This is a genomic window from Hymenobacter sp. R533113 (assembly GCF_056835965.1).
The window spans coordinates 1,675,545-1,699,721 of record NZ_JAKWBD010000013.1 but is presented as its reverse complement, the minus strand read 5'-3'; the positions used below and the strand labels follow the sequence as shown (position 1 = coordinate 1,699,721).

The following is a 24,177-nucleotide window of genomic DNA, read 5'->3' as shown; positions in this document are numbered from 1 at the left end:
ACTTCGCGTCTTTTCGTTGCTGATGTTGTTATCACTGCGCGGCTCGTGTTGTTTAACGTGTAGACGCGAAGTGTCGCGTCTCTACATCGTGCGAGAAATAGCTGCGGAGGCTCGCGCTGTGATAATCCGCTCCAGCGCCGCCGCCAGCACGCTTTCAGGCTGGCACAGGCTCACGCGAATAAAGTCGTTGCCGTTGCTGCCAAAAATGCCCCCCGGCGTGATAAATACCTTGGCTTGGTGCAGCAGCTCGTCGCTGAGGGCGTACCCATCGGCGTAGCCCGCCGGAATTGCCCCCCAGACAAACAAGCCCGTTTGCTGCCGATCAAACTGGCAGCCGATGGTGGTGAGCAGGTTGAAAACCTGTTCCCGGCGGGCTCGGTAGGTAGCATTCAGCTGCTCAAACCACTCAGCCCCCAGCCCCAGCGCGACAATAGCGCCGCGCTGCACCGGCAGAAACATGCCCGAATCAAGGTTGCTCTTGAAGCGCAGTACCTGTTGCAGCCACTCAGCCCGGCCCACCAGCATGCCCACGCGCCACCCGGCCATGTTGTGCGATTTGCTCAGCGAATTCAGTTCCAGGGCCACTTCTCTGGCGCCCGGCACGGCCAGCAAACTCTGCGGGTTGTCGTTGAGAATGAAGCTGTACGGGTTGTCATGGACCAGCAGAATGTGGTGCTGCTGCGCGAAAGTTACCAAGCGCGCCAGAAACGCCATATCGGCGGGGGCACCGGTGGGCATGTGCGGATAGTTGACCCACATGAGCTTTACCCGGCTCAGATCGCGCTGGGCCAAGGCGTCGAGGTCGGGCTGCCAGTTGGTAGCGGCGGCCAGGTCATAGTCGACGGGCGTGGCACCGCTGAGCTGGGCGGCAGCGCGGTAAGCGGGGTAGCCCGGATTGGGAATCAGCACCTCGTCGCTGGCTTGCAGAAACGTCATGCTAATATGCATGATGCCCTCTTTAGAGCCTAACAAAGGCAGAATTTCATTGGCTGGATTCAGCTCTACCTGGTAAGCACGCTGGTACCACTCGGCCATGGCCTGGCGCAGGGCCGGGCTGCCCTGGTAGCCCTGGTAGGCGTGGGTGTTCGGCTGCTCAGCCGCCGTGCTCAGGGCCGCGATTACGCTGGGATGCGGCGGCAAATCGGGACTGCCGATGCCCAGGTTGATAACGGCGGCGCCCGCCTGGTTCATGGCCTCAATTTCGCGCAGCTTTTGGGAGAAATAATATTCTCCTGTGTGCTGGAGGCGGTCGGCGGTGGAGATATTCATGGGAGTAGCGCGTTTGTAGCGCGAAGCTTCCGCTTCGCGTATCGTTGCTGATGTTGTTCTGGTGGCGCGGCAGTGGGACCTCACCCCCCGGCCCCGCATCTGCTTTAAGCGCAGAGTCCCAAAGAGAGGAGGAGCCGAACGATGATTACTGGCAGGAAATCATTTAAATGGCTTAATCATCATTATTTACAGAAGTATATCTCTTATTTCTAGTTTCTCACTTCTCCTCTCTGATAAAGCCCCAGCACTCGTAGGTCTTCCGTTAACGGCTTCAAGTCACGGAGTACTTCGTGGAACTGATCGGCGTGATCGAACTCCAGGTCGGCGTGGAAGAAATATTGCCAGGCGCGGCCGGGCTGGGGAAATGACTGGAGCTTGGAGAGGTTCAGGTCGTGGTCGGCGATTTTGTTGAGCACCCGCGCCAGCGCGCCCTTCATGTGGGAAGTGTGGAAATACACCGACGCTTTGTTGGCCGTAGTCGGCTGGGGGGCTTTTTTGGGGGTGTTAATAATGAGAAAGCGCGTGTAGTTTTCCGGCACCGACTGGATATCAGCCGCTCCTATCTCTAAGTCAAAAAGCTCGGCGGCAGCCTGGCCGGCTACGGCGGCTATGCCGGTCAGGTGGCCTTCGCGGATGCGCTGAGCGCTTAGCGCTGTATCCTCGGTTTCAACCAGCTTCCAATCAGGGTGTTGGTTGAGAAAATCGGCGCACTGGAGCAAGGCCATCGGGTGAGAATGCACTTCGCGTAAGTCAGCCAGGGTTTGGCCGGGCAGCAGCAGTAGGTGCTGCCGAATGGGCAGGTACACCTCGCCCGTCACCCGCAGCTCCGACTGTTGGAGCAAATTGTAATTAGGCAAAATACTTCCGGCAATGGAGTTCTCAATCGCCATCACGCCCGCCGCCGCCGTACCACGCGCCACCTGCCGCACCACCTCAGCAAAGGTAGCGCAGGGCGTAACCGCGGTTTCGGGGCCGAAGTACTGGTGGGCAGCTAGCTGATGAAAGCTGCCAGCGAAACCCTGAATGGCGATGGTTGGCCTCATGAGGTGAGAAGTAAACTACGTAATATAAAAAAAGGCCCCCTGGGGTGCAGGGGGCCTTTTTTGTTGCTTCTTTCACTTAAGCATTATAAAAGACTCCCTGTTTCTCCCGGTAGAAGAAATAATAGAAGCCGTAAGTGAAAGAAGCGGAGAACTGCATGATCGGAGAATACTTAGGAGATAAAAAAAGCGCCTCTCGGGGGTCCGAAGGCGCTTGGTTGGTCAGGGTTGGTGTGGGGCAAGCGGCCTCGGTTCTACGCGGTGGCGTAGAAATAATAGCAGGTAAAATAATACCGAGTGGAGACCGTGCGCATGAAGAAAGTAGCCGTTTAGCTGCCCAAATCTGAAGAAAGCCAGGCAGGAAAACAAGTTTTAGCTGAATTTTTCTGATTTTATTGATCGGCCACAAGGCATTTACAACCTGGCTATTCGGCGGCCTAACGCTTATACTGACTGCTTCGTGCACCCTTGAGACAAGCCGCCACGCGCACCAAACCACGGGCTTTATTCCGTCGCTTGTGGATACTTCTTCCTCAGCTTTTTGCTTTGACGCTGCACTTGTTTTTCGCGGCGGACAGCTTGGGCAGGTGCCTCCTTAGCTTCCAGCGCCCGAATTTCAGCGCACTGCGCGGCCGTGGGTAACCACCAGGGCAATGGTACCGCTGTGGTATGTTGGGACGGCTCGGCAGCAGCAGCCAGCGTATCGGTGGGCGGCGCTGACGTTGGGGTAGTCTGGGCCGCGGCTGATACAGAGCCTAGCAACCCGGCGGCTAGCAAGAGGTATCGATAGTTCATTGCACAAATGAGTTGGTATAACTATTACCCTGATGCTGACTTTGGCTGGATTCCATACGGGTTGGTCGAATTAAATAGCGTTGCGGCGCGTCCGAAGCTTAAAAGCGAAACTTTGCCCCCCAACCCGTAGCTTCCCAATTCATTCGCTGGTCGTTCCGCCTTGTATGTTTTTTAAACGCCGTCGTCCTGAGTTGCCCGCTGCGCTATCCGATGCGGAGCTGTTGGTGCGCTACCGGCAGCACGGCGACGTAGTCGACTTAGGCACTTTGTATGAGCGACATATGGTAGTGGTGCTGGCTATTTGTCGGCGCTACCTGCGCGACGAGGACGACGCCAAAGACGCGGTGATGCAGCTATTTGAAAAGCTGGTCGAAAGTCTGCGGCGGCATGAGGTCGATAATTTTCCGGCCTGGCTGCATACTACGGCGCGCAATCACTGCCTGATGATTTTGCGCGCCCGACAGAGCGCTGGCCCGGATGGCGGCGCGCTCGTGCTGCACTTTCCCGACGCAGCGGGTATGGAATCGGCGGTGGCCGCGCATCTACCTCTTGATGACCCCGACGAAGCCGCTTTGACCGAAGAACGCCTGCAAGCGCTGGAACTCGCCCTAGCCGAGCTGCCGCCCGGTCAGCGACGATGTTTGGAACTGTTTTACCTCGAAAAGCAGTGTTATCGTACTATCGCCACTATCACCGGCTTCGAGCTGGGCTTGGTGAAAAGTCATCTGCAAAACGGCAAGCGCAACCTCAAACGTTACTTAGAATCTTCTGCTCCCGATGCGGCCCACTGACCAGCTACCTATTCCACTCTCGTCTGCCGAACCCGGCGGGCACCTGCCCGTGGCCTTGCTGCGACAGTACGTGGCTGGTACGCTCGCGCCGGCCGCCCAGCATCGCGTGGAGGCCCATACGCTTGACTGTCAGCGCTGCGCGGAGGTTCTTGAAGGTCTGGAAATGACCGACGCCGCGACTACTGACCACAGCCTGACGGACCTGCAAAGCCGCCTGCGCACCCGCGTAGCGCAGGACGCCGGCCGCAAGTCCGCGGCAGATTGGCCCTGGCTGCAAATGGCCGGCGCATTCTTGTTGCTCATAGCCAGCATTGTCGGCTGGCGCCTGAATCAAGCGAAAACCGAAGCGCAGTCGGAGCCGGTGGCGGCTGTGATGAGCAAGGAAGTCGGCGCATCGGCGCAACGCGAGGCAATAACGCCAGCGGAGCCCAAACCGGAATTGGAGGCGATGGAATCGAAGCCGGCACCCGCGGAGATAGCAGCGGCTAATGCGGCAGAATCCGAAGTAACCCGGCCCGCGCCGTCGCTGGCGGCGGCTTCCGTCCGCCAAAAAGCACCTAGTCGTACTCGCCCTGCGCGAGCTGCTGCACCGGCCGGCATTGATATAGCAGCAATAAGGACAGAAACCTTTAGCAATAAAGATAAAGTAGCAGCCGACACCGTTTCCCAACCAGATGTGGCCACCACTTCCGAAGCTCCGGCAGCGGCTACAGCTTCAGCCCCTCTCCCACCCGACCGGGCGCGCACTTCCCTTGCCCGTGTTGCTGCCCCAGCCGCTGGCGCTACTTCCGAGGCCAGTAAGCAAGCAGCAAAAATGCCCCCCAGTAGCAATACACGGTCTTTGGCTAGCAACAGTGCTCCGGCTTCAAGCATGAGCATGGTTCGAGGACGCATCACCGACCAAGCATCTGGCCAAGGACTGCCCGGCGTGACAGTAGTAGTGAAGGGTACCAAACAAGGCGTAAGTACGCAGGCTGATGGCTCGTTCGCGCTGCCCGTAACCGATAGCCAATCGATCCTGACCATCGCCTCCATTGGCTACCAAACCCGTGAGTATAAACTAACTAACCCAAGTGCTCCGCTCACGCTGGCGCTGGCCACCGATGCCAAGAGTCTCAGCGAAGTAGTGGTGACGCGGAAAGGCAAAATGCCTGCGCCTCCAGCCGTTGCGCCCACGCCTACTGGAGGCTTACTGGCTTTCCACGAGTATCTAAAAAAGGAGCTGGAATACCCCGAAAAAGCCCTTCAGGATCGAATCGAAGGAACTGTAAAACTGAAATTTACCGTGACACCCAGCGGAGCCATTGAGAATCTGGCGGTGGTGCGCAGCCTTAGCAAGGAGTGCGACGCGGAAGCCATGCGCCTGGTGCGCGAAGGTCCGGCTTGGTTTCCGGGTATTACAGGTGGTCGCCGCACCGCCCAGCAAGTGCGCATATCAGTACCATTTCGACTTCCGTAATTTTTTATCTAGTGCTTCGATAAGTTTGGGTAAATGGTAATGCGACGCATAACTGCTACTGGCCAATGTTGATATGCGTCGCTGCGTCGCACAGAAAAGCCCCCCAGAGCAGCTCTGGGGGGCTTTTTTATTCTTTCAAAGAATTCCTAGCCGCTGTAGCCGCCGCCGCTTTCTGGGGTGGTGGCGCTGCCACCGGGCTCTACTTCGCGGGGCAGATCGGGCTGAGTTCTTATTTCTACCTGGCTGTAGTCGGGAGTGCCGCCGCCGGTTCCGGGAGTTTCGGCTTGCACGGTTTCGGCGTTGCCTACGGCACCGGCGTTCCACTTGTGCAGTACTTCAAAGGTGATTTTGGCCGTGATGCGGTACTCCACAATCTTGTTGTCCTGCACCTTGCAGCTCTGATCTTTGATGTAGATAGAGCGAATGCCCTTGAGCGTGGTGCTGGCTTCGGTGAGGGCGCGCTGGAGGGCGTCTTCAAAGCTTTTGTCGGAGCTGGCCAGTACTTCAATTACTTTTTTGATGCTACTCATAGCTGGGGCGTTTGGAGGTGGAAAAGAGCGTAGGCGGTTGTCGGGCAACCGGGTAGCGTTATACGCGGCGGCTAACGAAAAGGGTGGCATTGGCAAAGTTTGTGACTTAATGTTTCTTTGCTAATTCATATATAGTACTCCTCCCTCATCTGCGTGCGAATGTCCCTTTTTACTCCTGGTTGGCGACTACTGGTAGTTGCCCTCCTATGCCTGTTATCAAACAAGTTAGCCGCTGAAAATTCACCGCGGAAAGCCAGCGTTTCTTTTATCGAGAATAAAAGCCAGTGGCCGGCGGCGGTTCGCTTTAAGGCCAGCGTGCCGGGCGGCGACGTTTATTTGAACGCCAGCGGCTTAGTGTACGATTGGCACAGCACCGCCGATTTAGCTAAAGCCCACACCGACTACGAGGCCGCCACTACTTCGGCCACGCCGCACCCGCCGCTACCCACCACCGCCATTCGTGGCCACGCCGTATTCGTCGATTTTGTGGGCGCGCGGCCAGCTGTGGCTCCCGTGGGAGAGCAACTTCAGGCGGCGCACCACAATTACTTCCTGGGCAACGACCCCGCGCACTGGGCCAGTAATGCCCGCTCGTTTGGCGCTGTTGAGTATCCGGCGCTTTATCCGGGGGTAGGGCTACGGGTGTACGGTACCGGGGCGGGCAACCTCAAATACGATTTTACTATTGCGGCCGGGGCCAGCCCGGCGCCTGTTGCGCTGCGTTACCGGGGAGCTTTGGGCCTCACGTTGCGGCCCGATGGGGCCTTGCTCGTGCGCACCTCCGTGACCGATGTAGAGGAGCAAAAACCGTATGCCTACCAAACCGACGCGCATGGTGCGCGCCAGACCGTGGCCTGCCGCTACCAGCTGACAGGCAGCACCGTACGCTACGAGTTTCCGGCCGGCTACGACCACAAGCGGCCCCTCGTAATCGACCCAACGGTAGTGGCTTGTACGTACTCGGGCAGCGTAGGGTCGGTGTGGGGCGAAACAGCGAGCTATGATAAGGAAGGCAACATATATACGGGGGGATTGGCGCAGCAAACGGGCTACCCCATTACGCCGGGCGCCTACCAAGCTACGTTTCGGGGGAGTAATGACGTGGCGATCAGCAAGCTGAACCCCACCGGCTCGGTTCTGCTCTACGCTACTTACCTGGGGGGCAGTGGCTACGACGAAGTTCGCAGCCTGGCTACCTCACCAACCGGGGAGCTGTATGTTTTAACGCAAACTTTATCCAATAATTTTCCCGTCACTTCAGCCTACGACCCAACCTTCAACGGGGGCATTGACTTGGTTATCAGCAAACTGAGCCCGACCGGCACGGCTTTACTTGCTTCTACTTACTTCGGTGGTGATGGCCCTGAAGCGGGCGGCGACCTGGCCTTAGCTAACACGGGTGCGCTCTACTTCGTCGGCAGCACCGCTTCTGGCAATTTTCCCGTCAGCGCCACGGCCTACGACCGGACGCTGAACGGCGGCCAGGACGTGTTTGTGGCGAGCTTCGATGCGAACCTGACCAGTCTGAACTGGAGCACCTTTCTGGGGGGCAATTCTTCCGAAACGTTATTCGCCCTCAGCGTCACCCCGACGGGTGAACCCCTGGTAGGCGGCGCCACCACCAGCCCCGACTTTCCGGTTACGGCAGGGGCCCTGGTACCGACATACCGCGCGCCGGGCGATGCTTTCGTTACTCGCCTACGAGCCGATGGCACGGGCCTCGTTGCCTCTACTTTTTATGGCTCGGCCAATAGCTCCGATAACATTACCAACCTTCTGGTAGATAAGGCCAATGAGGTGTACCTGTTTGGTACCACTAACGGCACCTTGCCCGCCACGCCGGGCGCCGTATCGGCCAGCACCGGCTCCGCGTTTATCACCAAGCTATCAGCGGATCTACGCGAGCTGCGCTTTACGGCCCGACCAGCTATGGGCTTTATTCAGCCAACTGCTTTCGGGCTGGATGCCTGCGAAAATATCTATGCCGCTGGCTTCACCAGCACATCGGGCTTACCCCTGGTGAATGCGTTGCCCAACAATACCAGCGCCGGCTACTACACCCTGACTTTGGGCCGCAACGCTACCCAGCAACTATTCGGATCCTATTTTGGCCCTAGTGGCGCGCACGCCCACAGTGCGGTGCACCGCTTTGATCCGCAAGGGCGGCTTTATCAGGTCCTTTGCACGAACAACATCTATCCCCCTACCCCGTCGGCCTACTCACCCTTCAACCGCACTGGCGGCTCGCTTGATATGCTGGTTTTTAAGATTGACCAGGGCGCCGCGGGCACAAGCATGCCCTTGCAAGCGGCCATTGCGGCCGTCGATTCGGCCTGTGCGCCTTATGCCATCACCTTCGCCAACGCTAGTATGGGCGCGGGCAAGCTGCGTTATCGTTGGAATTTTGGGGATGGCACCCCCGCGGATACTGCCCGCCAGCCTTCGCATATCTTCACCGCGCCGGGCCGCTACCGGGTACAGTTATCGGTTTTGTCGTCTAACACAACCTGTGGTGGTACGGGCCGCGACTCAACAGTAGTGTTTGTGCGCGTGAAGGCCAAGCCTACCGTAACGCTGCCCAAGAACCTGATTTTGTGCGCAGGTAGTCCACTGACTATCAGTGCCGCAAGCCCTGGCAACACCTACCGCTGGAGTACGGGCGCCACCACGGCCAGCATCAACATTGCCCAGCCGGGCAAGTACTTCGTAGTCGTAGATAACGGCCGCTGCACCGCCCGCGACAGTACAATTGTCCGGCTGGTGGCTGCGCCCACGCTCACGCCCGACACGACGGGCTGCGTGGCCGGCGGAATACGGCTGCGCACCACCGCTGAGCCGGGCAGCACCTATGTATGGTCGACCCAGGAGACAACGGCCAGTATTATGGCTCCCGCTTCGGGGCGCTATACGGTGCGCATTACGCAGAGCGGCTGCGTGACTGAAAAAGCGGTGAACGTGACGCTGCTGCGGCCCATTTTGCCCCCCAATATCATTACGCCCAATGGTGACGGCAAAAATGACGTGTTCAAGCCATCGGAGGCTATGGGCATTGAGCCCGGCACGCGTCTGCACCTCTATAACCGCTGGGGCAAAGAAGTATATGCGTCTGATAGCTACGCCAATGATTGGAGCGCCGCCGGGCAGCCGGCCGGGCTGTATTACTACACCTTCGAAAACGAGCGGTTTTGCACCCCGCGCGTAAAAGGCTGGCTGGATGTAGTGAAGTAAAAGGGGCAGACAGTTGCTCCCAGGTTTCTTACTTTTACTGCCTCGAACCAATCAGCCACCTTTAGCTTTCCGCTTCATGAATTTTCGCACCGAGAAAGACACCATGGGCCCCGTACAGGTGCCCGCCGACGCCTACTACGGCGCCCAAACCCAGCGCTCCATCGATAATTTCCGCATTGCTCAGGATATCAACCGGATGCCCAAGGAAGTCATCCGCGCCTTTGCTTACCTGAAGAAAGCGGCCGCTCTCACCAACCGCGACGCCGGCGTGTTATCGGCCGAAAAAGCTGAGCTGATTGGCCGCGTGTGCGATGAGATTCTGGAGGGCAAACTGGACGCGGAGTTTCCGCTGGTGGTGTGGCAAACCGGCTCGGGCACGCAGAGCAACATGAACGTGAACGAGGTGGTAGCTTACCGCGGCCACGTACTGCAAGGCGGCCAGCTCAGCGACGAGAAGAAAGCGTTGGCTCCTAACGACGACGTAAACAAGTCGCAAAGCTCGAATGACACTTTTCCCACGGCCATGCACATTGCGGCCTACAAGATTCTGGTGGAAGTGACCATGCCCGGCATTGAGAAGCTGCGCGACACGCTCAAGCGTAAGTCGGAGGAGTATATGCACGTAGTAAAGATTGGCCGTACTCACCTTATGGACGCCACGCCGCTGACCGTGGGTCAGGAGTTTTCGGGCTACGTATCGCAGCTCGACCATGGCCTGCGGGCTATCAAAAATACGCTAGCGCACTTGTCGGAGCTGGCCTTGGGCGGCACGGCGGTAGGTACGGGCATTAATACGCCCCCCACTACTCCGAAAACGTAGCCAAGCACATTGCCGACCTGACGGGCCTGCCCTTCGTTACAGCTGAAAACAAGTTTGAGGCCCTGGCTGCCCACGATGCCATCGTAGAAGCACACGGCGCGCTGAAAACGGTAGCGGCCTCGCTAATGAAGATTGCCAACGACATTCGGCTGCTGGCTTCCGGCCCGCGCGCCGGCATTGGTGAGCTATATATTCCGGATAATGAGCCCGGCTCCAGCATTATGCCCGGCAAAGTAAACCCCACCCAGAGCGAGGCCATGACCATGGTGGCCGCGCAGGTGATGGGCAACGATGTAGCCATTAACATCGGTGGTATGAACGGCCACTTCGAGCTGAACGTGTTTAAGCCGCTGATGATCTATAACTTCCTGCACTCGGCCCGCCTCATCGGGGATGTGTGCGTGTCGTTTAATGACAAGTGCGCGGAAGGCATTAAGCCTATTGAGGAGAATATTCAGAAGCACGTAAATAGCTCCTTGATGCTGGTAACGGCCCTCAATCCGCACATTGGCTACTACAAAGCCGCCGAAATTGCCCAAACGGCTCACCGCGAAGGCAGCACGCTGAAGGAGACTGCATTGAGGCTCGGCTACCTGACTGAAGAGCAATTCAACGAGTGGCTGAAGCCGGAGGACATGGTAGGCGAGATTAAGTAGGATGTAACGCGAAGCGGTGTTTCGCTCGTTGAACGACTAACGCTAGGGGCTTTCTTCCCGCGTCGGCCGTTCAACGAGCGAAGCACCGCTTCGCGTTACATCTTGTTTTCATGCCTGCCTATCCTCAATTTGCTGCCCCCTTTCGTGCCTTTCTTGACCAGATTCCCGATGCTGGCCGCGTTGTCGTGTTTTGCCACTTTGACGCGGATGGACTGGCTGCGGGGGGCTTATTTGGGCGTGGGCTGAACCGGATTAATGCCAGTTGGGAAGTAGAAGTCTTGCCGTCAGGCAAGGGTGAAAACGCCTTTCTAACACCTGTGGTGCGTGAGAAGCTCCTGGATTTGAAACCTGATGCGCTTATCGTCACCGACCTCGGCGTGCATGAAAATGGCACGCTGGAAGCTGATGGCGTGCCCGTGCTTTACGTGGATCATCACATTCCCGAAGGCCAGCCGCCGGCCGGTGGCACCGTGCTCACGGGCTACGGCCTGGAACCGGTGCCTTGCTCGGCTTGGCTGGCGTATGAGCTGCTAGCTACCGAAACCGACATAACAGACCTGCGCTGGGTGGCGGCCATCGGTATTCTCTCCGATTTGGGCGACCAGGCACCGTGGCCGCCGCTGTCCGAAACCAAAAAGCAGCATACCGCCAAGTGGCTCAAGGAAGCGGTAGCCATGTGTAATGCGGCCCGCCGCGCCGCCGCCTTCGACCTGGATTTGCCCTTACAGTATTTGCTGCACGATGATAATCCGCGTGCCTTAGCGCAAGATTCTACGCTGGCCGCCTACCGGGCCGAAGTGGCGGCCGCGCTGGCTATTGCCCGAAAAATGCCCCCCAGGTTTCCGCCCAAGGGCCCGGAGGCTGCGCCTGTGGCTGTTATCACTATTAATTCGCCCTGCCAGATTCATCCGCTCGTGGCCCAGCAATGGATTCAGCGCCTGCCGGACAGAGTAGTGCCGTGTGCCAACCTGGGCTATTTGCCGGATGGGGCAGTGGCCATTTCGGGGCGCGCCGCCAGCCGCGACCTCCATATCCCGGATATGCTACGGGCGGCGTTTGCCCGGATTGGGGCTACGCCGCCTGCCAACTTCGCCCATGGTCATCCACAGGCTAGTGGGGGGCATTTACCTCCTGCTGAGTTTAAATTGTTGTTGCAAGGTTTGGGGTTTTAGCGCAACGTATACTTTACCAAAAGCCGCTACTCCGTGTGAGCGTGGTGGCTTTCCTTTTTTCCAGCATCTTTAGGGCTGTCTTTCACGCATCTACCGTCTCTATGGATTTCGCCCAAGACATTATCCTTGAAAATAACCGGGCCCAGCTGCGCCCTTTGATTGCTGACGACTTTGAGGTTCTGCAGCCCGTTGCATTCGACCCTGAGCTGTGGCAGTTTACCCTTACTCGCGGCGACGACCGCATCGGTCTGGCGGCTTACATTGCGGCGGCGCTACAAGGCCGGGAGTCGCAGCAGCGCTACCCCTTCCTCCTTTTTGACAAGCAAACAAATCAGGTAGCCGGCAGCACCAGCTATTACAATATCAATCTGGAAGATGGGCGCTTGTCTGTTGGCTATACCTGGGTGGGCACGGGGTTTCAGCGCAGCGGCCTGAACCGGGCGGCGAAGCACTTGCTGTTTCGGTACGCCTTTGACGTGTTGGGCTGCGAGCGGGTAGAGCTGGAAACTGATGCCGATAATCTGAAGTCGCAGGCGGCGATGCGGCGTATGGGAGCGACGGAAGAGGGCACCCTGCGCAGCCACCGCTACACCCAGGGCGGGCGGCGGCGCGACACCGTGATTTTCAGCGTCCTGAAGCCGGAATGGCAGCAGTTGCGCGCCACCACCTTTAAGGATTTTGAAAACCGTGGCTGATTTGCCCCCCAGCCCACGCAGCCTGCTGCGCCGCCGCGCCGACAGCTTCGGGCATGCCTTCCGCGGCGTGGCGTCGGCGCTACGCTCGGAGGTGCATCTGCGCTTTCACGCACTGGCGACGGTGGTTGTAATCGGGTTGGGATTTTACTTTAACATCAGCCGAACGGAGTGGGCGTTGGTGGCCTTGGCGGTCGGCACCGTCTGGACGGCGGAGCTGGCCAATACGGCCATCGAGGCACTTACTGACTTGGTGTCGCCGGAATATCATCCGTTGGCTGGTAAGGCCAAGGACGTAGCTGCGGGGGCCGTTTTGCTGGCGGCGCTGGCCGCGCTAGTAGTGGGGGCGCTCATATTTGCCCCCCGACTGCTGTCATTTAACAATTAACATTTACCATTTAACGTCCGGCCATTAGCGCTCAGCAGGCTATGCTGAACAATTACCGGGAGGCAGCGTAAGCACCGTTGTCGAATTAAGCGCACTCTGGTGAGAAATCAGGCCACGCAATGAGCGCAGGACAACTGCCTGTTAATTGTTAAATGATAACTGTTAAATGATCATGCGCTCTGCTTTACTTTTTGCTTCCCTATCGGTGACAGCCTTACTATCAGTGGGTTGTCAGACCGGCGTGAACGTGACCACCCCCACCGATGCCCCCGTGACGGGCAGCGTATATGGCAACAACACCCCCGCCCCTACCAGCGCCAATACAGTGATGCCTACCCCCGTTCGCTCTTCCATAGTTGATACCACAGGGCGGCCAGTCTGGCTTAAGGAGCGTATTCAAAAAATACTGGCCGAGGAGCCCGCCAACCCGCCCGTACAAGTATTCCGCTACCTCTACAACGACCAGGTGGTGTACTATGAAACGGCGCCCTGCTGCGACTTTTTCACTACGCTTTACGCCGCCGATGGCGAAGTTATCTGCCAGCCTGATGGTGGTATTACAGGCAAGGGAGACGGCAGATGCTCGGATTTTCTTCAAAAGAGGGCGCGCGAAAGACTTATTTGGCAAGATCCGCGGTAGACTGAGCTACTTGATTTCAGATAAATTTGCTCGTCGTCCTTGGTAGCACAGCATATCTCGAAGGTTACTTGCTGTGTTTCAATTTACTGATTACGAAGGCCTACGGTTAATTTCTTATCCGTTTTTATTACTTAACACCCATGATTAACACCATCGAAAAACTGGCCGCTTATAATGTATGGGCCAATGATACGCTGCTCGCTCATCTGGATAAAGCAGTGGCGGGCGGCGCCGAAATTCCGGCCGTGGCCCTGCGCCTGTTCAGCCATGTGCTAAACGCGCAGGCTATCTGGATTGCGCGCCTCACCGACACGCAGAGCCCGGTGAAAGTGTGGCAGGAGCACACGCTGGAAGGATTGCACCAGCTGCACGCTCAAACCTCTGACCGCCTGCTGCAGATGGCTCAGGCCGCCGATGATACTGAGCTGTACCGCATGATTACTTACACCAATTCCGTGGGTGATGCCTACGTGAGCCAGGTATCGGATGTGCTGACCCATGTGCACGTGCACGCCAACTACCACCGCGGCCAAGTAGCTACGCGCCTGCGTGACAATGGATTAGAGCCCATCAACACCGATTTTATTACGTACTGCCGCGAGCTTTCCGCTCAGGAAACAGTAAGCTTATAAGATATCCAAATAGAACGTCATACTGAATCTGGCGTCCGCTTGTCGAAGCACGACCACCTGTTGTTTTAATTACAAATCTGCTCGTTTCTATGTCAGTTCCCTTATCTCCGGTTTTGGCCCCCGAGCGCCTGGCTTCTGCTTATACCTACGCCACGTACCGTCAGCTTATCGACGAATTGATGGCTCAAAATCTTACCACCGGCACCAACCAAACTGAGCAGATTTTGCAGTATGCCCGCCTGAATGTGCAGCGTATGCGGCGCGTTGATAAAACCATTGTATTGCTGCCCGAGCTGCGCGAGGCCTTGGCTAATCTGCAAAACAGGTATGTGTGGCTGACGCTCACCGAAGGCTGGTGCGGTGACGCGGCCCAGATCGTGCCGGTACTCGAAGCTATTGTGCAAGCCAGCAATGGGAAGCTGGAGTCACGGTATCTGTTGCGCGACGAGAATCTGGACCTCATGGACCGTTACCTCACCGATGGGGGCCGTTCTATTCCCAAGCTACTTGTGCTGCGCGCTGATACGCTCGCCGAAGCCGCGACCTGGGGCCCGCGTCCGGTCCCGGTGCAGGCCATGTTTCGGGAGTTGAAAAGCCAGAATCTATCTTTTGAAGACTTCGCCACTCAACTTCACACTTGGTACGCCCACGACAAAACTCAATCGACCCAACGGGAACTGCTGGAGCTGGTACAGACTCTTGAATCTGCGCTTAGCGCTAAGTAAGCGCAGATTCGGTTTACCAACGTCTTGTTTAAAAACAAAAAGCCCCCCAGGTTACGTCTGGGGGGCTTTTTTGGGTTGAAGCTAAACTTAATCCAGCTTGGTCTGACCCAGCTCAGTTATCTGGTTATTGGTAACGGTAATGTCGGTACGAACCACGTTTTTGTAGGCAGGCTGGTTAGTTGGCGCGGTGGTAGTGGGAAAAAACTCCACGCGGTAAACCCCTGAAGGTAAGCTACTCAACTGGTAGCCACCCGCTGCATCGGCCGAGGTGCTAAAGGTATCGGCAGGCGTGATAGAAGCGCGGATGGCCAGGATCTGCGGCAAAGAGGCGGCCGGAGTAACAGTGCCGCGCAGGCCGCCAGCAATATCCTGAGCGATAACGCGAATAACCGGCTTCAACAGAAAGCGCTCCTTCTTGTCGTTGCCGGGGCGCCAGCTGCCGCGCTGCACGATAGATTTAGCTACGTCGAAGTCGAGCAGCAGCTGGAAGGTTTCACGCTCCCGCAGGGTCGCCTTATCCAGCTTCAGCTTGACGCCGGAAGTCTGGCCGCTGGGCGTTTTCAGGTCATAAGTCTGCCCGTCACGGGTCATGACGGTGCTGTTTGGGCCTAGGATTAAGCGAATTTCTTTTAAGTCGCCGGGTTCGAAGTCGGTATCTACCAGCAGGGCGGAGCGACCATTTACATAGTCCAGCACGTTTAGCGTTCGAGGGGAAAAAGGCAGTAATTCCCAGCCGTCCGTGCTTTGCTCATCCTTGAGATGCACCTCAATCTGACGCACATCCAGCATTACTTTCTGGAAGTCGCCGGGCGCATCCGTCAGGCTGATTTGCAGCTTGGTGGCATTAGCAGTGCTTTTATCATCGGCGCAGCTTGCCAACGTAAGGCCACCGAGTAATGCAATAGGCAGGTAGTGAGATATTTTCATAAAAGAAAACGGAGGAAGAGGGAAGGAAAAAGGCTTAATTCGTTGCGGAACGGACTAGCTATATTCAAGCCATGATTATTGTTTTTATTATATCCATAAGAAATAAATATGCTTTTATATTGAAGGCAAAGCCCTCTGGTTATTCCCTTGCATATTTATAAGCACAAAAAAGCCCCCTACCAGCAATTGATAAGGGGCAGTTTGTGAGGAGGAAATAGCACTGCTATTTATTACCTGTTACCTGCGCCGGTAGTATCGGCGGGAGTGGGCTCAGTGCTGGCTGGCTCGGTTGGCTCGGTAGGGCGGGTTTTGGGCTTGCCGAACAGAATACCGTTGAGCTTATCCTTGGCCTGACTACGGAGCTTGGTTTCTGCTTCGAGGCGCTTTTTCTCGATTTCGAGGCGGGCTTTTCCCTCCAGGTCTTGTTGGCGGCGGGCCAAATCGCGCTGTAGGCTGTCCTGCGCTACTTGCGCGCGGGCTTGCAGCTGTGATTTCGCATCGGTTACTTTCGCCTGCACGATGTTCTGCACCAAGTCTTTGGCCTGCGCTTTCACACTGCCACTGTTTAGCTTCACCTGCGGATTCTTGACAGTGCCGCCAATAGTCAGGCCGAGGGTCACACGGTCGGTGCCCTGTAGGTTCTGAACGCCGGTAAGAGCGGTGAGGCGCGTGTTGAGCTGGTTGCCCAGCTTGCCGGTGGGCACGTTCAGCGCTGTGACGTATTCAAGGTTGCCGTTCACGTTGTTGGAGCCGCCCACGGTCATCTTGATCTGGCCCACGTTTACGTCAAACGGCTTCACGATGAAATTACCGTTGAGTATTTCAGCGGCCACGTCTTGGTTTTCGACGGCAAACTTCTTCAGCTCCTGAAACTGCGTGAGGGTGCTGATTTTGTCCATCACCTCGGAGCCACTGACGGCGGCCCGCACGACTTCGAACAAGCCTTTGCCGGTAAGGGAGCTGTACACGGGTAGCATATCCGGGCCCATTTCGCCACTCACGTTGAAATTGGTGGAGAATATACCTTCCAAATTGGCGGCCAGGGGCACCAGGGTTTTGACGGAGTTGAAGGCCTGAAAAGCGTTCTGGAAGTTCAGGTTTTTGATGTTTAGCCCGAGGTTAAACTTGGGATGCTGCAAATCTTTGCTGCTGTAGCTGCCGGTAGTAGCAAAATTGCCCCCCAGCGTGTTGAAGTTCAGCCCATCCATGCGCACGGTTTCGTCGCGGACTACTACGGTGCCCTTCACGTCGTCGAGTTTGAGGTTATCGTACACCACCTGGCCCACAGTGCTATTCAGGGTCAGGTCGAAGTATTTCGGGATTTGGAGCACGCCCTGGGCCTGGGCGGGTGCAGCGGTTTTGGCGGTGGTAGTAGGCTTGGCAGTTACCTCATCTACCATCCACTCATTCACGTTGAAGCGGTTGCTGTTCACCGTCAGGTTGCCGCGCAGGGGCTGGCCCGGCGTAAACAAGTAGCCCATATAGTTGCTGATGGTGCCCGAAGCGGCAATGTCGGAGCTGCCCACGAAGCCACTCATGTTTTGCAGCACGATTTTGTCGTTGTTGAACGTGGCCGTGGCGCGCGTCACTTTTACGCCCTGGGGCAAATCAGCGCTTTTATAGGTTACGTTTTGGGCATTCACCGTGCCCGAGGCAACTACGTTCTGGTAGCGCTCGGCTTCGATATCGGCCATGCTGCCTTTGGCGGCGATGTTGCCGTTCAAGCGCCCGGTTACGGTCATGCCTTCCAGCGGGAATATTTTGGTTAGCTTGGTCAGGTCCACGGTGCCGCGCACGTCGGTGTCGAAGATGGGCTTGTCGATATTTTGGGCAGCCAGGCGGCCTTCCAGCGGCTCGCCATCGAGCAGCATTTTGAACTGCGGAATATTCAGGCGCGTGTCGTTGGGCTTGCCCGTTGTGTTGGTGACGGTACCGTTCAGGGTCAGGTTTTCAATGGGCGCCGGGAACTGCTTCGACTTTACGTAGCCATTGGTCAGGCGCATAGCGGCCTGCACTACCGGCATTTGGGTGGCTGAATAGACGCCTTTGGCCGTAGCATCCACGAATAATTGCCCCCTGAGCAGCAAATCCTCAATCGGATACACCTTCATTACTTCCGCCAAATCGACATTAGCTTTTACCCGACCATCCACGCGCATCGGCTCCAGACCATCGATGGCTACGGTGCCGTCCACGGGGTTTTTGCCTAAGTCGAGGTGAAATTGCTTCACGTTCACTTTCACGTTGTTGGTGAAGCCCGAAGGATTATCCACCACCATATCCACATTGATGTTGCGGGCCGCCTGCGGCAAATCGGGGTAATGAAACATGCCGTCTTTGACTTGCAGATTCACGCCGTAGCCCGGCGACTTCACGTCGTTCATGGTGCCTTTGTAATAGCCATCAAACGCCATTTTGCCCCCCGTCTCGATATTCTTGAAGCGCTCCGTAAACACGCCGGGCACGATGCTCAGGATATTTTTAAAATCAGTTTCGAGGGCTTTAAAGGTCAGGTTGAAGTCGATATCATCCTGGGGCATGGCGATGGTGCCGGCAAAGCTGGCCGGAAAGTCATTGATGCGTACCTGGTTATCCTTAAACGTAAACAACATCTTGTCCAGGTCCATGGCCATGGTCACGTCGGCGTTGAGCTTGGTATTGGATAAATAATCCGTGCCAGCGTAGTTCATCGTGAAACGGTCGGCCGTAGTTTGCGACACCATATCAAACACGTTCTGCGTGAAGTCACCCGAGCCGGTGTGGTTCACGTTGTGGGCCTGCATGGCAAAGGGAATCGTCAGGTCTTCGTAGCGCATTTTGCCCCCCACGATTTCCCAGCCCTTTATTGCAATGCTCAGCTGGCTCGTGTCTTTGCCTTGGGTGGCCAGGGTAGAATCAGAGAGGAAAATATCCCAGTTGGCGCGCCCGCTTTTTAGTACCCGCAAGTTGATATCGGGCTGATCGAGCTGAATAGACTTAATTTTGATCTGCTCGCCCCGCACGACACTCATCAGATCCAGGCCTACCCGAAAAGCAGGCAGGTAAGCCAGCGTATCGCGGGCAAACGAATCCTGCCCGATTATGCGCAGCTTATCGATGCTTAGCGCCAGATCGGGGAACGTGCGGAATAAGCTTAAGCTTACATTGGCCGGATCGTATTCTACCTTTGCCGCGACGCGCTCCGCCAGCTGCCGATCCAGGGCTTGCTTGATCTTATCTTTGAACAATAGCGGCGCGAGGGCAACAGCGGCCACCAGCACCACTAACAATACCAGCAGGCCAACAAAAAATTTACGCATGAGTAAGAGGCTTTGAAACAGGAGAAGCGTACAAGTTCGGGACACGGCACGGCCGTCGAAACGGGTGCTACCTGAATTTTAAATCCTGAATGGGCAAAAATAGTGCAATGTTAGCCGGATGGGCACCGCTGAGACTACCATTCGATCCACGGGCATTTTACTTACTTTATTGGGCAACATTGCCTTTTATCTTCTTGCGCCACCCAGGTCCCATGTACCAAACGGGGTGGGTGGCGCGTTAGTGTTTTTCTTTATGCGTCTACTTCTACTTTCCTTTTTGCCCCCCAGCGGCTTCGTTGTACTTGGAGCCGCTTTGTGGCGCCGGTAGTGTTGATAGTAGGTTGTAGTATTGGCTTGCACCCCGTTGTGCAGGCCCAAGACCTGTACTTCTCGCAGCCCTACGCTACGCGCTTGCACACCAACCCGGCTTTTGCCGGCCTGCTCGACGATTATAGTGTCTCACTTAACTATCGAAATCAATTCCCAACCCTAGCCGGCACCTTCCAAACCAGTCAGCTAGCCGCCGACTACCGCATGCGGAACCAACGCAGCGCGGTCGGTTTTTTGCTCAACTACGACCGCACGGGTTCCGTCGGCTACACGCGTTTTGAGGTCGGGGGCCTGTATGCTTATCACACTCGCCTCACCGAATACATAAGTTTAAGCGCGGGCTTGCAGGCTAGCTACGGAAACCAGCGCGTGAGCTACGGAAACCTTGTTTTTGGCGACCAGCTTTCGGATGAAGGCCTCACTGGAAACCCCACCGCAGAGACGCTGGACGTGGATCCGGTAAATTATCTGACCATTGGAGTGGGAGGTTTACTATATACGGAACGGTTTTGGATAGGAGCTGCCGCACACCACTTAAATCAGCCAGATCTGGGGTTTGCTACCCAAACGAAGCTGCCGATGCGGTTGAACTTTAATACCGGTTACAAACATTATTTCGTGCGCACCTCTACTCCCATCAAAACTCGTGAGATTAGCCTGACCGGTACGGCCGGCTACACCCGGCAGGGTGGCTCGCAGCGAGCGGAAGTTGGGTTGTATGGTACCGTTTCGCCCATTACACTTGGAGCCGTGTATCGGGGAATGCCGCTGCCCGGCGCTCCTCAACCGCAGCAGATCATCGCGGCTATTGCCGGCATAAGCACCGGGGTTTTTCGCTTCGGCTACAGCTACGATGTCAGCTTGAGTGATTTTAGTGTCGATTTGGGTGGCGCGCATGAACTTTCGGTCAGCGTCCGCAATTTTGACCGGATAGAGGATGCCTGGCGCCGCTTGCGGCACCGCAACTTCAAAGCCATTCCGGTTCCAGCCTTCTAAACAACAGTACAAATAAGTACCTTGCGTCAAATTACCTTCTCTAACTCATTTTCTCTCAGGTAGTTTCTATTTCATCATGAATCTTTCCAAATACTTACGCTTTGCCATCGTGGGAGCCTGCGCGCTGGCTGCCTGCAGTAAAGGGGCGCCGACCGCCACCAAACCTGGTAAGTACAGCTCCACGACGGGCATCGAGTACAACACCGAAGAGGGCATGAAGGTATCCGACTACGCCGGTATTCCAGAAGGTCCGGGTCTGATCTTCATTGAAGGCGGCCGTACGGTACTCGGCTCGGCCGAAGAGGACGTAGCCATGACCCGCGACAACGTGGAGCGGACGGTCACTATCGCGTCGTTCTACATGGACGAGGCCGAAGTAGCTAACATTCACTGGTTGGAGTACCTGCACTTTGCTCGCAAAGACTCGGCTGAAGAATTTTATCAGTCGGCTCTGCCCGACACGACCGTATGGGCGCGTGAGCTATCTTTCAATGATCCTTACGTAGATTACTATCTGCGCTACCCCGGCTTCCGCTACTTCCCTGTAGTGGGTGTTAGCTGGTTACAAGCCAATGATTATTGCACTTGGCGTACTGCTAAGGTGAATGAGACCTTAGCAAGTGGTGGTGGCTCTAGCAAGAAGAAGGGCGGCGGCTTATTTGGCCGCAGCAAAAAGAACGCTGCTGCTGATGAGGCCGCTGATGCAGCTGAAGGTGCTGGCGCTGCAAAGCCCTCCATCGAAGATGGCAACACCCTGCCTAACTATCGTCTGCCTACCGAGGCTGAATGGGAATTCGCGGCTCAGGCCCTTGTCGGAACGCAGGAAGTTGGCAACGAGAACCAGGAGAACAAGCGTATTTACCCTTGGGATGGTCGTCAGGTGCGCAATCCCTATGGCAAAAAGATGGGCCAATTCCTGGCAAACTTCAAGCGCGGTCGTGGTGACTATGCCGGTATTGCCGGTAGCCTGAACGATGGCGCCATGATTACGGAGTACATCTATAACTATCCTCCGAACGACTACGGCCTGTATAACATGGCTGGTAACGTAAACGAGTGGGTACAGGATATTTATCGTCCGCTCTCGTTTGAGGACGTAGAAGATTTGAACCCCTTCCGCCGCAACGGCTTCCTTGACCCCGCCGAATCAGGTAACGGCAGCAGCACCGGCTACGACAAGAAAGGCTACCAGTCGCTCATCGACGACCATGTGCGCGTGTACAAAGGTGGATCATGGAAGGACGTAGCATATTGGTTGTCGCCTGGCACGCGTCGCTTCATGGCTGAAGACTCAGCTACGGCTGCTATCGGTTTCCGCTGCGCCATGATCAACGCTGGCTCAAACAAGTAAGGATCACAAATTACGCAGATTTTTGCGCTGATGCCGCTGATTTTGACGTCAATTAATTAAAGCAACCAGTACAAAGAAGGCCACTCTTGGGAGTGGCCTTCTTTGCTTTATAGTATTTGATAACTGTCGGCAGCAATACAAGCCATTCGAATCAGCGGCATCAGCGCAAAAATCCGCGTAATCTGTGATCAGTGCTCGGCGCAGGCAATGGTAGCAATGCTAACCTCACTGCAGCCAGCGGCCAGCAAGGCAGCCGCGCAAGCTTCGAGCGTGGCGCCCGTAGTCAGCACATCATCTACAAGAAGTACGCGTTTATTCATAACGTCGGCGGTATGCGCTACTTTAAATACATCCGCTACGTTTTGCCAGCGTTCCGCACGGTTTTTCTGCGTTTGGGAAGTAGTATGCTCGGTGCGGCATAGCGTAGTAGCATTCCACGACACCTGTAGGCCCAAGGACAATCCCTCGGCGAAGGTATCCGACTGATTATAGCCGCGCTTGGCCAGCTTGCGCGGGTGCAGAGGCACAGGCACAATCACATCGAACTCCGTGGCAAGGCCATGGTCGGCAAGCTCAGCACCGTACCAGCGACCTAACACGCGCCCAATATCACGCTGCCCCTGATATTTGAGCTGATGCAGCAAATGCTGCACCCGACCGCGCCGCAAAAAACGCAGATAGCTCAGGGAATAACGCACGGGCAGCTTACCCCAGAACTTGCGGGCCACCGGATTCTCGCTGGGGGGCAATTTGTGGTAATCGGTATAGGGAAATTGCGCGCGGCAGCCCGTGCAAATATGGTCTTCGCCGCGCGCTAAGGGCTCGTCACAAGCCAGGCATACGCGCGGAAAGATCAGAGAAACAAAATCGGCTAGCGCGGTACGAATCATGAAGCGCCGGGGGGCAAAAACGTAGCCACCCTTCGCCGGCGGTCAACTAACGGGCTAAGCCAGGCCAGCAGTAGGCCACTTCCCACCAGCCAGTAACTAACGCTTAGCGCCTGGTAGGAAACAAAAACGGCGGCTATTACTAACACTAAGCCCAATGACCAAAGCAGGTGACCGGTCAAAGTATGTTTAACCTGGCTTGTAAGACGAGGAGTATAGGCTTCATCGGCCCAAAGCACCCGCAAACGTGGATATTCTGACAACAGTAAAGCCAGGTTCATCAACAATAGAACCCCTACCAAGTATGACGTAGTGCCCCATTGCTGCGAGATGGTGATAAGCAAAATATTTAGGAGCATGGGCATCAGCGCTATTGCTCCCAGTAGCCAAAACCTTCGCGTAAGCAGCAAGAAGCCAGTCACAACCTGGCTAAGCGCAATAAAGGCGGCGTACATACCCAACTGATAGGCCTGCAGCTTCTCAATCAGCCATACGGGTCCAATCCAGCCCGGAAAGTAGTGACCGGCGTACAGCTTAGCCATGCCGGAAGTAAAGAAAGTGACTCCCAGAAATACCATCAGGCCAACACGCCACAACCGAACAATACGCATAGCCAGAATAGCAAAATGATAGAAATCGAGCGACGAGTAAGGTAGCCGGCTTCGCAATACCTAGCAAATAAGCGGGTCTTTTCTGCCTACTTTCGTGTTATAGATTCTCACTTCTGACTTATTTCCTCCACCTAATATGAGTCTCATCACCGAATTCAACGACTACCGGGAGCGCATGAACGAAAAGATCATGGCCGCCGACAACAAGGTCATCAAGCGTTTTTTCAACCTCGACACCAATACCTATCAAGCCGGTGCCATCGACGTCAAGACCAAGGAAATGCTGGGCTTGGCCTGCTCTATGGTGTTGCGCTGCGATGATTGCATCAAATATCACTTAGGTAAATGCCACGAAGAAGGCCTTACCGACGAAGAAATCTATGAGGTGTTTGCCATTGCTAACCTCATCGGCGGCAGCATCGTGATTCCGCACTTCCGGCGGGCCGTGGAGTATTGGGAAGCCCTAAAAGAGGAAGCCGTAACAGCTGCTCCTCTCCACGCCCACGACGCATAAGTATGGACGCTCAGGAAACCGAGGCTGAATTTGAAGCCCGCTGGTGGCAACTCATGAATGAGATGAAGGAGCGGTTTGGCAAAAAGCCGGACCTGAACGCGTTGCTACTACTAATTGGTGTGCAGGAACTCGGTCAGGGTGCGGGCCCGTTTACTAAAGAGCAGAAGCAGGACCTCATGCATATTGCCACCTGCATGCTCTTCAGCCTCTCGGGGCACTACGAGCTGGAACGCGTAGATGAGGAAGGCTGGCCGCACTACAAGCTCTTGCAGCCCGTGCCTTTTGCTAACCTCAAAGAGCAGGAACGCATGCTGAAGTGGCACATTCTGGAGTATTTTGATAAGTGGATGAAAGATGAAAGCTAAATGGCTGGATGATTAAATGGTTGATCGTTCAACGATGTGATGGAACGACTAGCCATTTAG

The 24,177-nt window shown here is 56.0% G+C and carries 21 protein-coding genes and 1 pseudogene; 14 read left to right on the top strand and 8 right to left on the bottom strand.

What is annotated here, in order from left to right; genetic code table 11:
* Positions 1-81: 81 nt before the first annotated feature.
* From MKZ35_RS16805 to MKZ35_RS16795, 3 genes are all read right to left on the bottom strand, one after another.
* Positions 82-1,269: a pyridoxal phosphate-dependent aminotransferase gene (locus tag MKZ35_RS16805; RefSeq protein ID WP_482514348.1), complete on the bottom strand. Its 1,188-nt coding sequence runs from the start codon at positions 1,267-1,269 to the stop codon at positions 82-84.
* Positions 1,270-1,478: 209 nt separating this feature from the next.
* Complete coding sequence (locus tag MKZ35_RS16800) at positions 1,479-2,312, bottom strand: prephenate dehydratase (RefSeq protein WP_482514347.1); 834 nt, start codon at positions 2,310-2,312, stop codon at positions 1,479-1,481.
* 501 nt (positions 2,313-2,813) lie between these two features.
* The gene (locus MKZ35_RS16795) at positions 2,814-3,104 is read right to left on the bottom strand and encodes a hypothetical protein (protein ID WP_482514346.1); all 291 of its coding nucleotides are present in this window, start codon (positions 3,102-3,104) and stop codon (positions 2,814-2,816) included.
* Positions 3,105-3,268: 164 nt separating this feature from the next.
* Between MKZ35_RS16795 and MKZ35_RS16790 the strand changes: the two genes are divergently transcribed.
* Positions 3,269-3,895: an RNA polymerase sigma factor gene (locus tag MKZ35_RS16790; RefSeq protein WP_482514345.1), complete on the top strand. Its 627-nt coding sequence runs from the start codon at positions 3,269-3,271 to the stop codon at positions 3,893-3,895.
* A complete protein-coding gene (locus MKZ35_RS16785; RefSeq protein ID WP_482514344.1) occupies positions 3,882-5,354 on the top strand; it encodes a TonB family protein in 1,473 nt (490 codons plus the stop codon). The genes MKZ35_RS16790 and MKZ35_RS16785 overlap by 14 nt, the downstream gene beginning before the upstream one ends.
* Before the next feature lie 146 nt (positions 5,355-5,500).
* Here MKZ35_RS16785 and MKZ35_RS16780 read toward each other — a convergent pair whose 3' ends face one another.
* Positions 5,501-5,884 (bottom strand): dodecin family protein, encoded by a 384-nt coding sequence (locus MKZ35_RS16780; RefSeq protein WP_482514343.1) that lies wholly within the window; start codon positions 5,882-5,884, stop codon positions 5,501-5,503.
* A 159-nt stretch (positions 5,885-6,043) separates the two neighbouring features.
* On the opposite strand from MKZ35_RS16780, the gene MKZ35_RS16775 reads away from it, so the two are divergent.
* The 8 genes and pseudogenes from MKZ35_RS16775 (at position 6,044) to MKZ35_RS16740 (ending at position 14,837) form a co-directional block, all read left to right on the top strand.
* Complete coding sequence (locus MKZ35_RS16775) at positions 6,044-9,112, top strand: DUF7948 domain-containing protein (protein WP_482514342.1); 3,069 nt, start codon at positions 6,044-6,046, stop codon at positions 9,110-9,112.
* A gap of 76 nt (positions 9,113-9,188) precedes the next feature.
* Positions 9,189-10,588: pseudogene (gene fumC, locus MKZ35_RS16770) on the top strand (class II fumarate hydratase).
* Positions 10,589-10,698: 110 nt separating this feature from the next.
* Positions 10,699-11,760, top strand: coding sequence for a DHH family phosphoesterase (locus tag MKZ35_RS16765; RefSeq protein WP_482514341.1), 1,062 nt, complete (start codon positions 10,699-10,701; stop codon positions 11,758-11,760).
* A 101-nt stretch (positions 11,761-11,861) separates the two neighbouring features.
* Entirely contained in the window at positions 11,862-12,455 is a 594-nt protein-coding gene (locus MKZ35_RS16760; protein ID WP_482514340.1) for a GNAT family N-acetyltransferase, read from the top strand.
* The gene (locus MKZ35_RS16755) at positions 12,448-12,840 is read left to right on the top strand and encodes a diacylglycerol kinase family protein (protein ID WP_482514776.1); all 393 of its coding nucleotides are present in this window, start codon (positions 12,448-12,450) and stop codon (positions 12,838-12,840) included. The genes MKZ35_RS16760 and MKZ35_RS16755 overlap by 8 nt, the downstream gene beginning before the upstream one ends.
* Positions 12,841-13,012: 172 nt before the next feature.
* The gene (locus MKZ35_RS16750; protein ID WP_482514339.1) at positions 13,013-13,480 is read left to right on the top strand and encodes a DUF6970 domain-containing protein; all 468 of its coding nucleotides are present in this window, start codon (positions 13,013-13,015) and stop codon (positions 13,478-13,480) included.
* A 140-nt stretch (positions 13,481-13,620) separates the two neighbouring features.
* A complete protein-coding gene (locus MKZ35_RS16745; protein WP_482514338.1) occupies positions 13,621-14,112 on the top strand; it encodes a DinB family protein in 492 nt (163 codons plus the stop codon).
* Between the two features lie 89 nt (positions 14,113-14,201).
* Positions 14,202-14,837 (top strand): thioredoxin family protein, encoded by a 636-nt coding sequence (locus tag MKZ35_RS16740; RefSeq protein WP_482514337.1) that lies wholly within the window; start codon positions 14,202-14,204, stop codon positions 14,835-14,837.
* An 87-nt stretch (positions 14,838-14,924) separates the two neighbouring features.
* Here MKZ35_RS16740 and MKZ35_RS16735 read toward each other — a convergent pair whose 3' ends face one another.
* Both MKZ35_RS16735 and MKZ35_RS16730 read right to left on the bottom strand, forming a co-directional pair.
* Positions 14,925-15,764, bottom strand: a complete 840-nt coding sequence (locus MKZ35_RS16735) for a DUF4382 domain-containing protein (RefSeq protein ID WP_482514336.1) — start codon at positions 15,762-15,764, stop codon at positions 14,925-14,927.
* Between the two features lie 230 nt (positions 15,765-15,994).
* Positions 15,995-19,063 carry an AsmA family protein gene (locus tag MKZ35_RS16730; RefSeq protein ID WP_482514335.1) on the bottom strand — a complete coding sequence of 1,023 codons (3,069 nt, stop codon included), beginning with the start codon at positions 19,061-19,063 and terminating at the stop codon, positions 15,995-15,997.
* A 315-nt stretch (positions 19,064-19,378) separates the two neighbouring features.
* Between MKZ35_RS16730 and MKZ35_RS16725 the strand changes: the two genes are divergently transcribed.
* Positions 19,379-20,389, top strand: coding sequence for a PorP/SprF family type IX secretion system membrane protein (locus MKZ35_RS16725; RefSeq protein ID WP_482514334.1), 1,011 nt, complete (start codon positions 19,379-19,381; stop codon positions 20,387-20,389).
* A 76-nt stretch (positions 20,390-20,465) separates the two neighbouring features.
* Positions 20,466-21,740 carry a gliding motility lipoprotein GldJ gene (gldJ, locus tag MKZ35_RS16720; protein ID WP_482514333.1) on the top strand — a complete coding sequence of 425 codons (1,275 nt, stop codon included), beginning with the start codon at positions 20,466-20,468 and terminating at the stop codon, positions 21,738-21,740.
* Positions 21,741-21,928: 188 nt separating this feature from the next.
* Here gldJ and MKZ35_RS16715 read toward each other — a convergent pair whose 3' ends face one another.
* Positions 21,929-22,630, bottom strand: coding sequence for a ComF family protein (locus MKZ35_RS16715; RefSeq protein ID WP_482514332.1), 702 nt, complete (start codon positions 22,628-22,630; stop codon positions 21,929-21,931).
* Entirely contained in the window at positions 22,627-23,238 is a 612-nt protein-coding gene (locus MKZ35_RS16710) for a hypothetical protein (RefSeq protein ID WP_482514331.1), read from the bottom strand. Before MKZ35_RS16710 ends, MKZ35_RS16715 begins: the two co-directional genes overlap by 4 nt.
* A 136-nt stretch (positions 23,239-23,374) precedes the next feature.
* On the opposite strand from MKZ35_RS16710, the gene MKZ35_RS16705 reads away from it, so the two are divergent.
* Together MKZ35_RS16705 and MKZ35_RS16700 are read left to right on the top strand one after the other, a co-directional pair.
* The gene (locus MKZ35_RS16705) at positions 23,375-23,752 is read left to right on the top strand and encodes a carboxymuconolactone decarboxylase family protein (RefSeq protein ID WP_482514330.1); all 378 of its coding nucleotides are present in this window, start codon (positions 23,375-23,377) and stop codon (positions 23,750-23,752) included.
* 2 nt (positions 23,753-23,754) lie between these two features.
* Positions 23,755-24,117 carry a hypothetical protein gene (locus tag MKZ35_RS16700; protein WP_482514329.1) on the top strand — a complete coding sequence of 121 codons (363 nt, stop codon included), beginning with the start codon at positions 23,755-23,757 and terminating at the stop codon, positions 24,115-24,117.
* The last annotated feature ends 60 nt before the right edge of the window (positions 24,118-24,177 follow it).

Bases quoted from the DNA above. Each gene is read 5' to 3' on its own strand.
- MKZ35_RS16805 (WP_482514348.1), bottom strand. From the start codon at position 1,269: ATGAATATCTCCACCGCCGACCGCCTCCAGCACACAGGAGAATATTAT.
- MKZ35_RS16800 (WP_482514347.1), bottom strand. From the start codon at position 2,312: ATGAGGCCAACCATCGCCATTCAGGGTTTCGCTGGCAGCTTTCATCAG.
- MKZ35_RS16795 (WP_482514346.1), bottom strand. From the start codon at position 3,104: ATGAACTATCGATACCTCTTGCTAGCCGCCGGGTTGCTAGGCTCTGTA.
- MKZ35_RS16790 (WP_482514345.1), top strand. From the start codon at position 3,269: ATGTTTTTTAAACGCCGTCGTCCTGAGTTGCCCGCTGCGCTATCCGAT.
- MKZ35_RS16785 (WP_482514344.1), top strand. From the start codon at position 3,882: ATGCGGCCCACTGACCAGCTACCTATTCCACTCTCGTCTGCCGAACCC.
- MKZ35_RS16780 (WP_482514343.1), bottom strand. From the start codon at position 5,884: ATGAGTAGCATCAAAAAAGTAATTGAAGTACTGGCCAGCTCCGACAAA.
- MKZ35_RS16775 (WP_482514342.1), top strand. From the start codon at position 6,044: ATGTCCCTTTTTACTCCTGGTTGGCGACTACTGGTAGTTGCCCTCCTA.
- MKZ35_RS16765 (WP_482514341.1), top strand. From the start codon at position 10,699: ATGCCTGCCTATCCTCAATTTGCTGCCCCCTTTCGTGCCTTTCTTGAC.
- MKZ35_RS16760 (WP_482514340.1), top strand. From the start codon at position 11,862: ATGGATTTCGCCCAAGACATTATCCTTGAAAATAACCGGGCCCAGCTG.
- MKZ35_RS16750 (WP_482514339.1), top strand. From the start codon at position 13,013: ATGCGCTCTGCTTTACTTTTTGCTTCCCTATCGGTGACAGCCTTACTA.
- MKZ35_RS16745 (WP_482514338.1), top strand. From the start codon at position 13,621: ATGATTAACACCATCGAAAAACTGGCCGCTTATAATGTATGGGCCAAT.
- MKZ35_RS16740 (WP_482514337.1), top strand. From the start codon at position 14,202: ATGTCAGTTCCCTTATCTCCGGTTTTGGCCCCCGAGCGCCTGGCTTCT.
- MKZ35_RS16735 (WP_482514336.1), bottom strand. From the start codon at position 15,764: ATGAAAATATCTCACTACCTGCCTATTGCATTACTCGGTGGCCTTACG.
- MKZ35_RS16730 (WP_482514335.1), bottom strand. From the start codon at position 19,063: ATGCGTAAATTTTTTGTTGGCCTGCTGGTATTGTTAGTGGTGCTGGTG.
- gldJ (WP_482514333.1), top strand. From the start codon at position 20,466: ATGAATCTTTCCAAATACTTACGCTTTGCCATCGTGGGAGCCTGCGCG.
- MKZ35_RS16715 (WP_482514332.1), bottom strand. From the start codon at position 22,630: ATGATTCGTACCGCGCTAGCCGATTTTGTTTCTCTGATCTTTCCGCGC.
- MKZ35_RS16710 (WP_482514331.1), bottom strand. From the start codon at position 23,238: ATGCGTATTGTTCGGTTGTGGCGTGTTGGCCTGATGGTATTTCTGGGA.
- MKZ35_RS16705 (WP_482514330.1), top strand. From the start codon at position 23,375: ATGAGTCTCATCACCGAATTCAACGACTACCGGGAGCGCATGAACGAA.
- MKZ35_RS16700 (WP_482514329.1), top strand. From the start codon at position 23,755: ATGGACGCTCAGGAAACCGAGGCTGAATTTGAAGCCCGCTGGTGGCAA.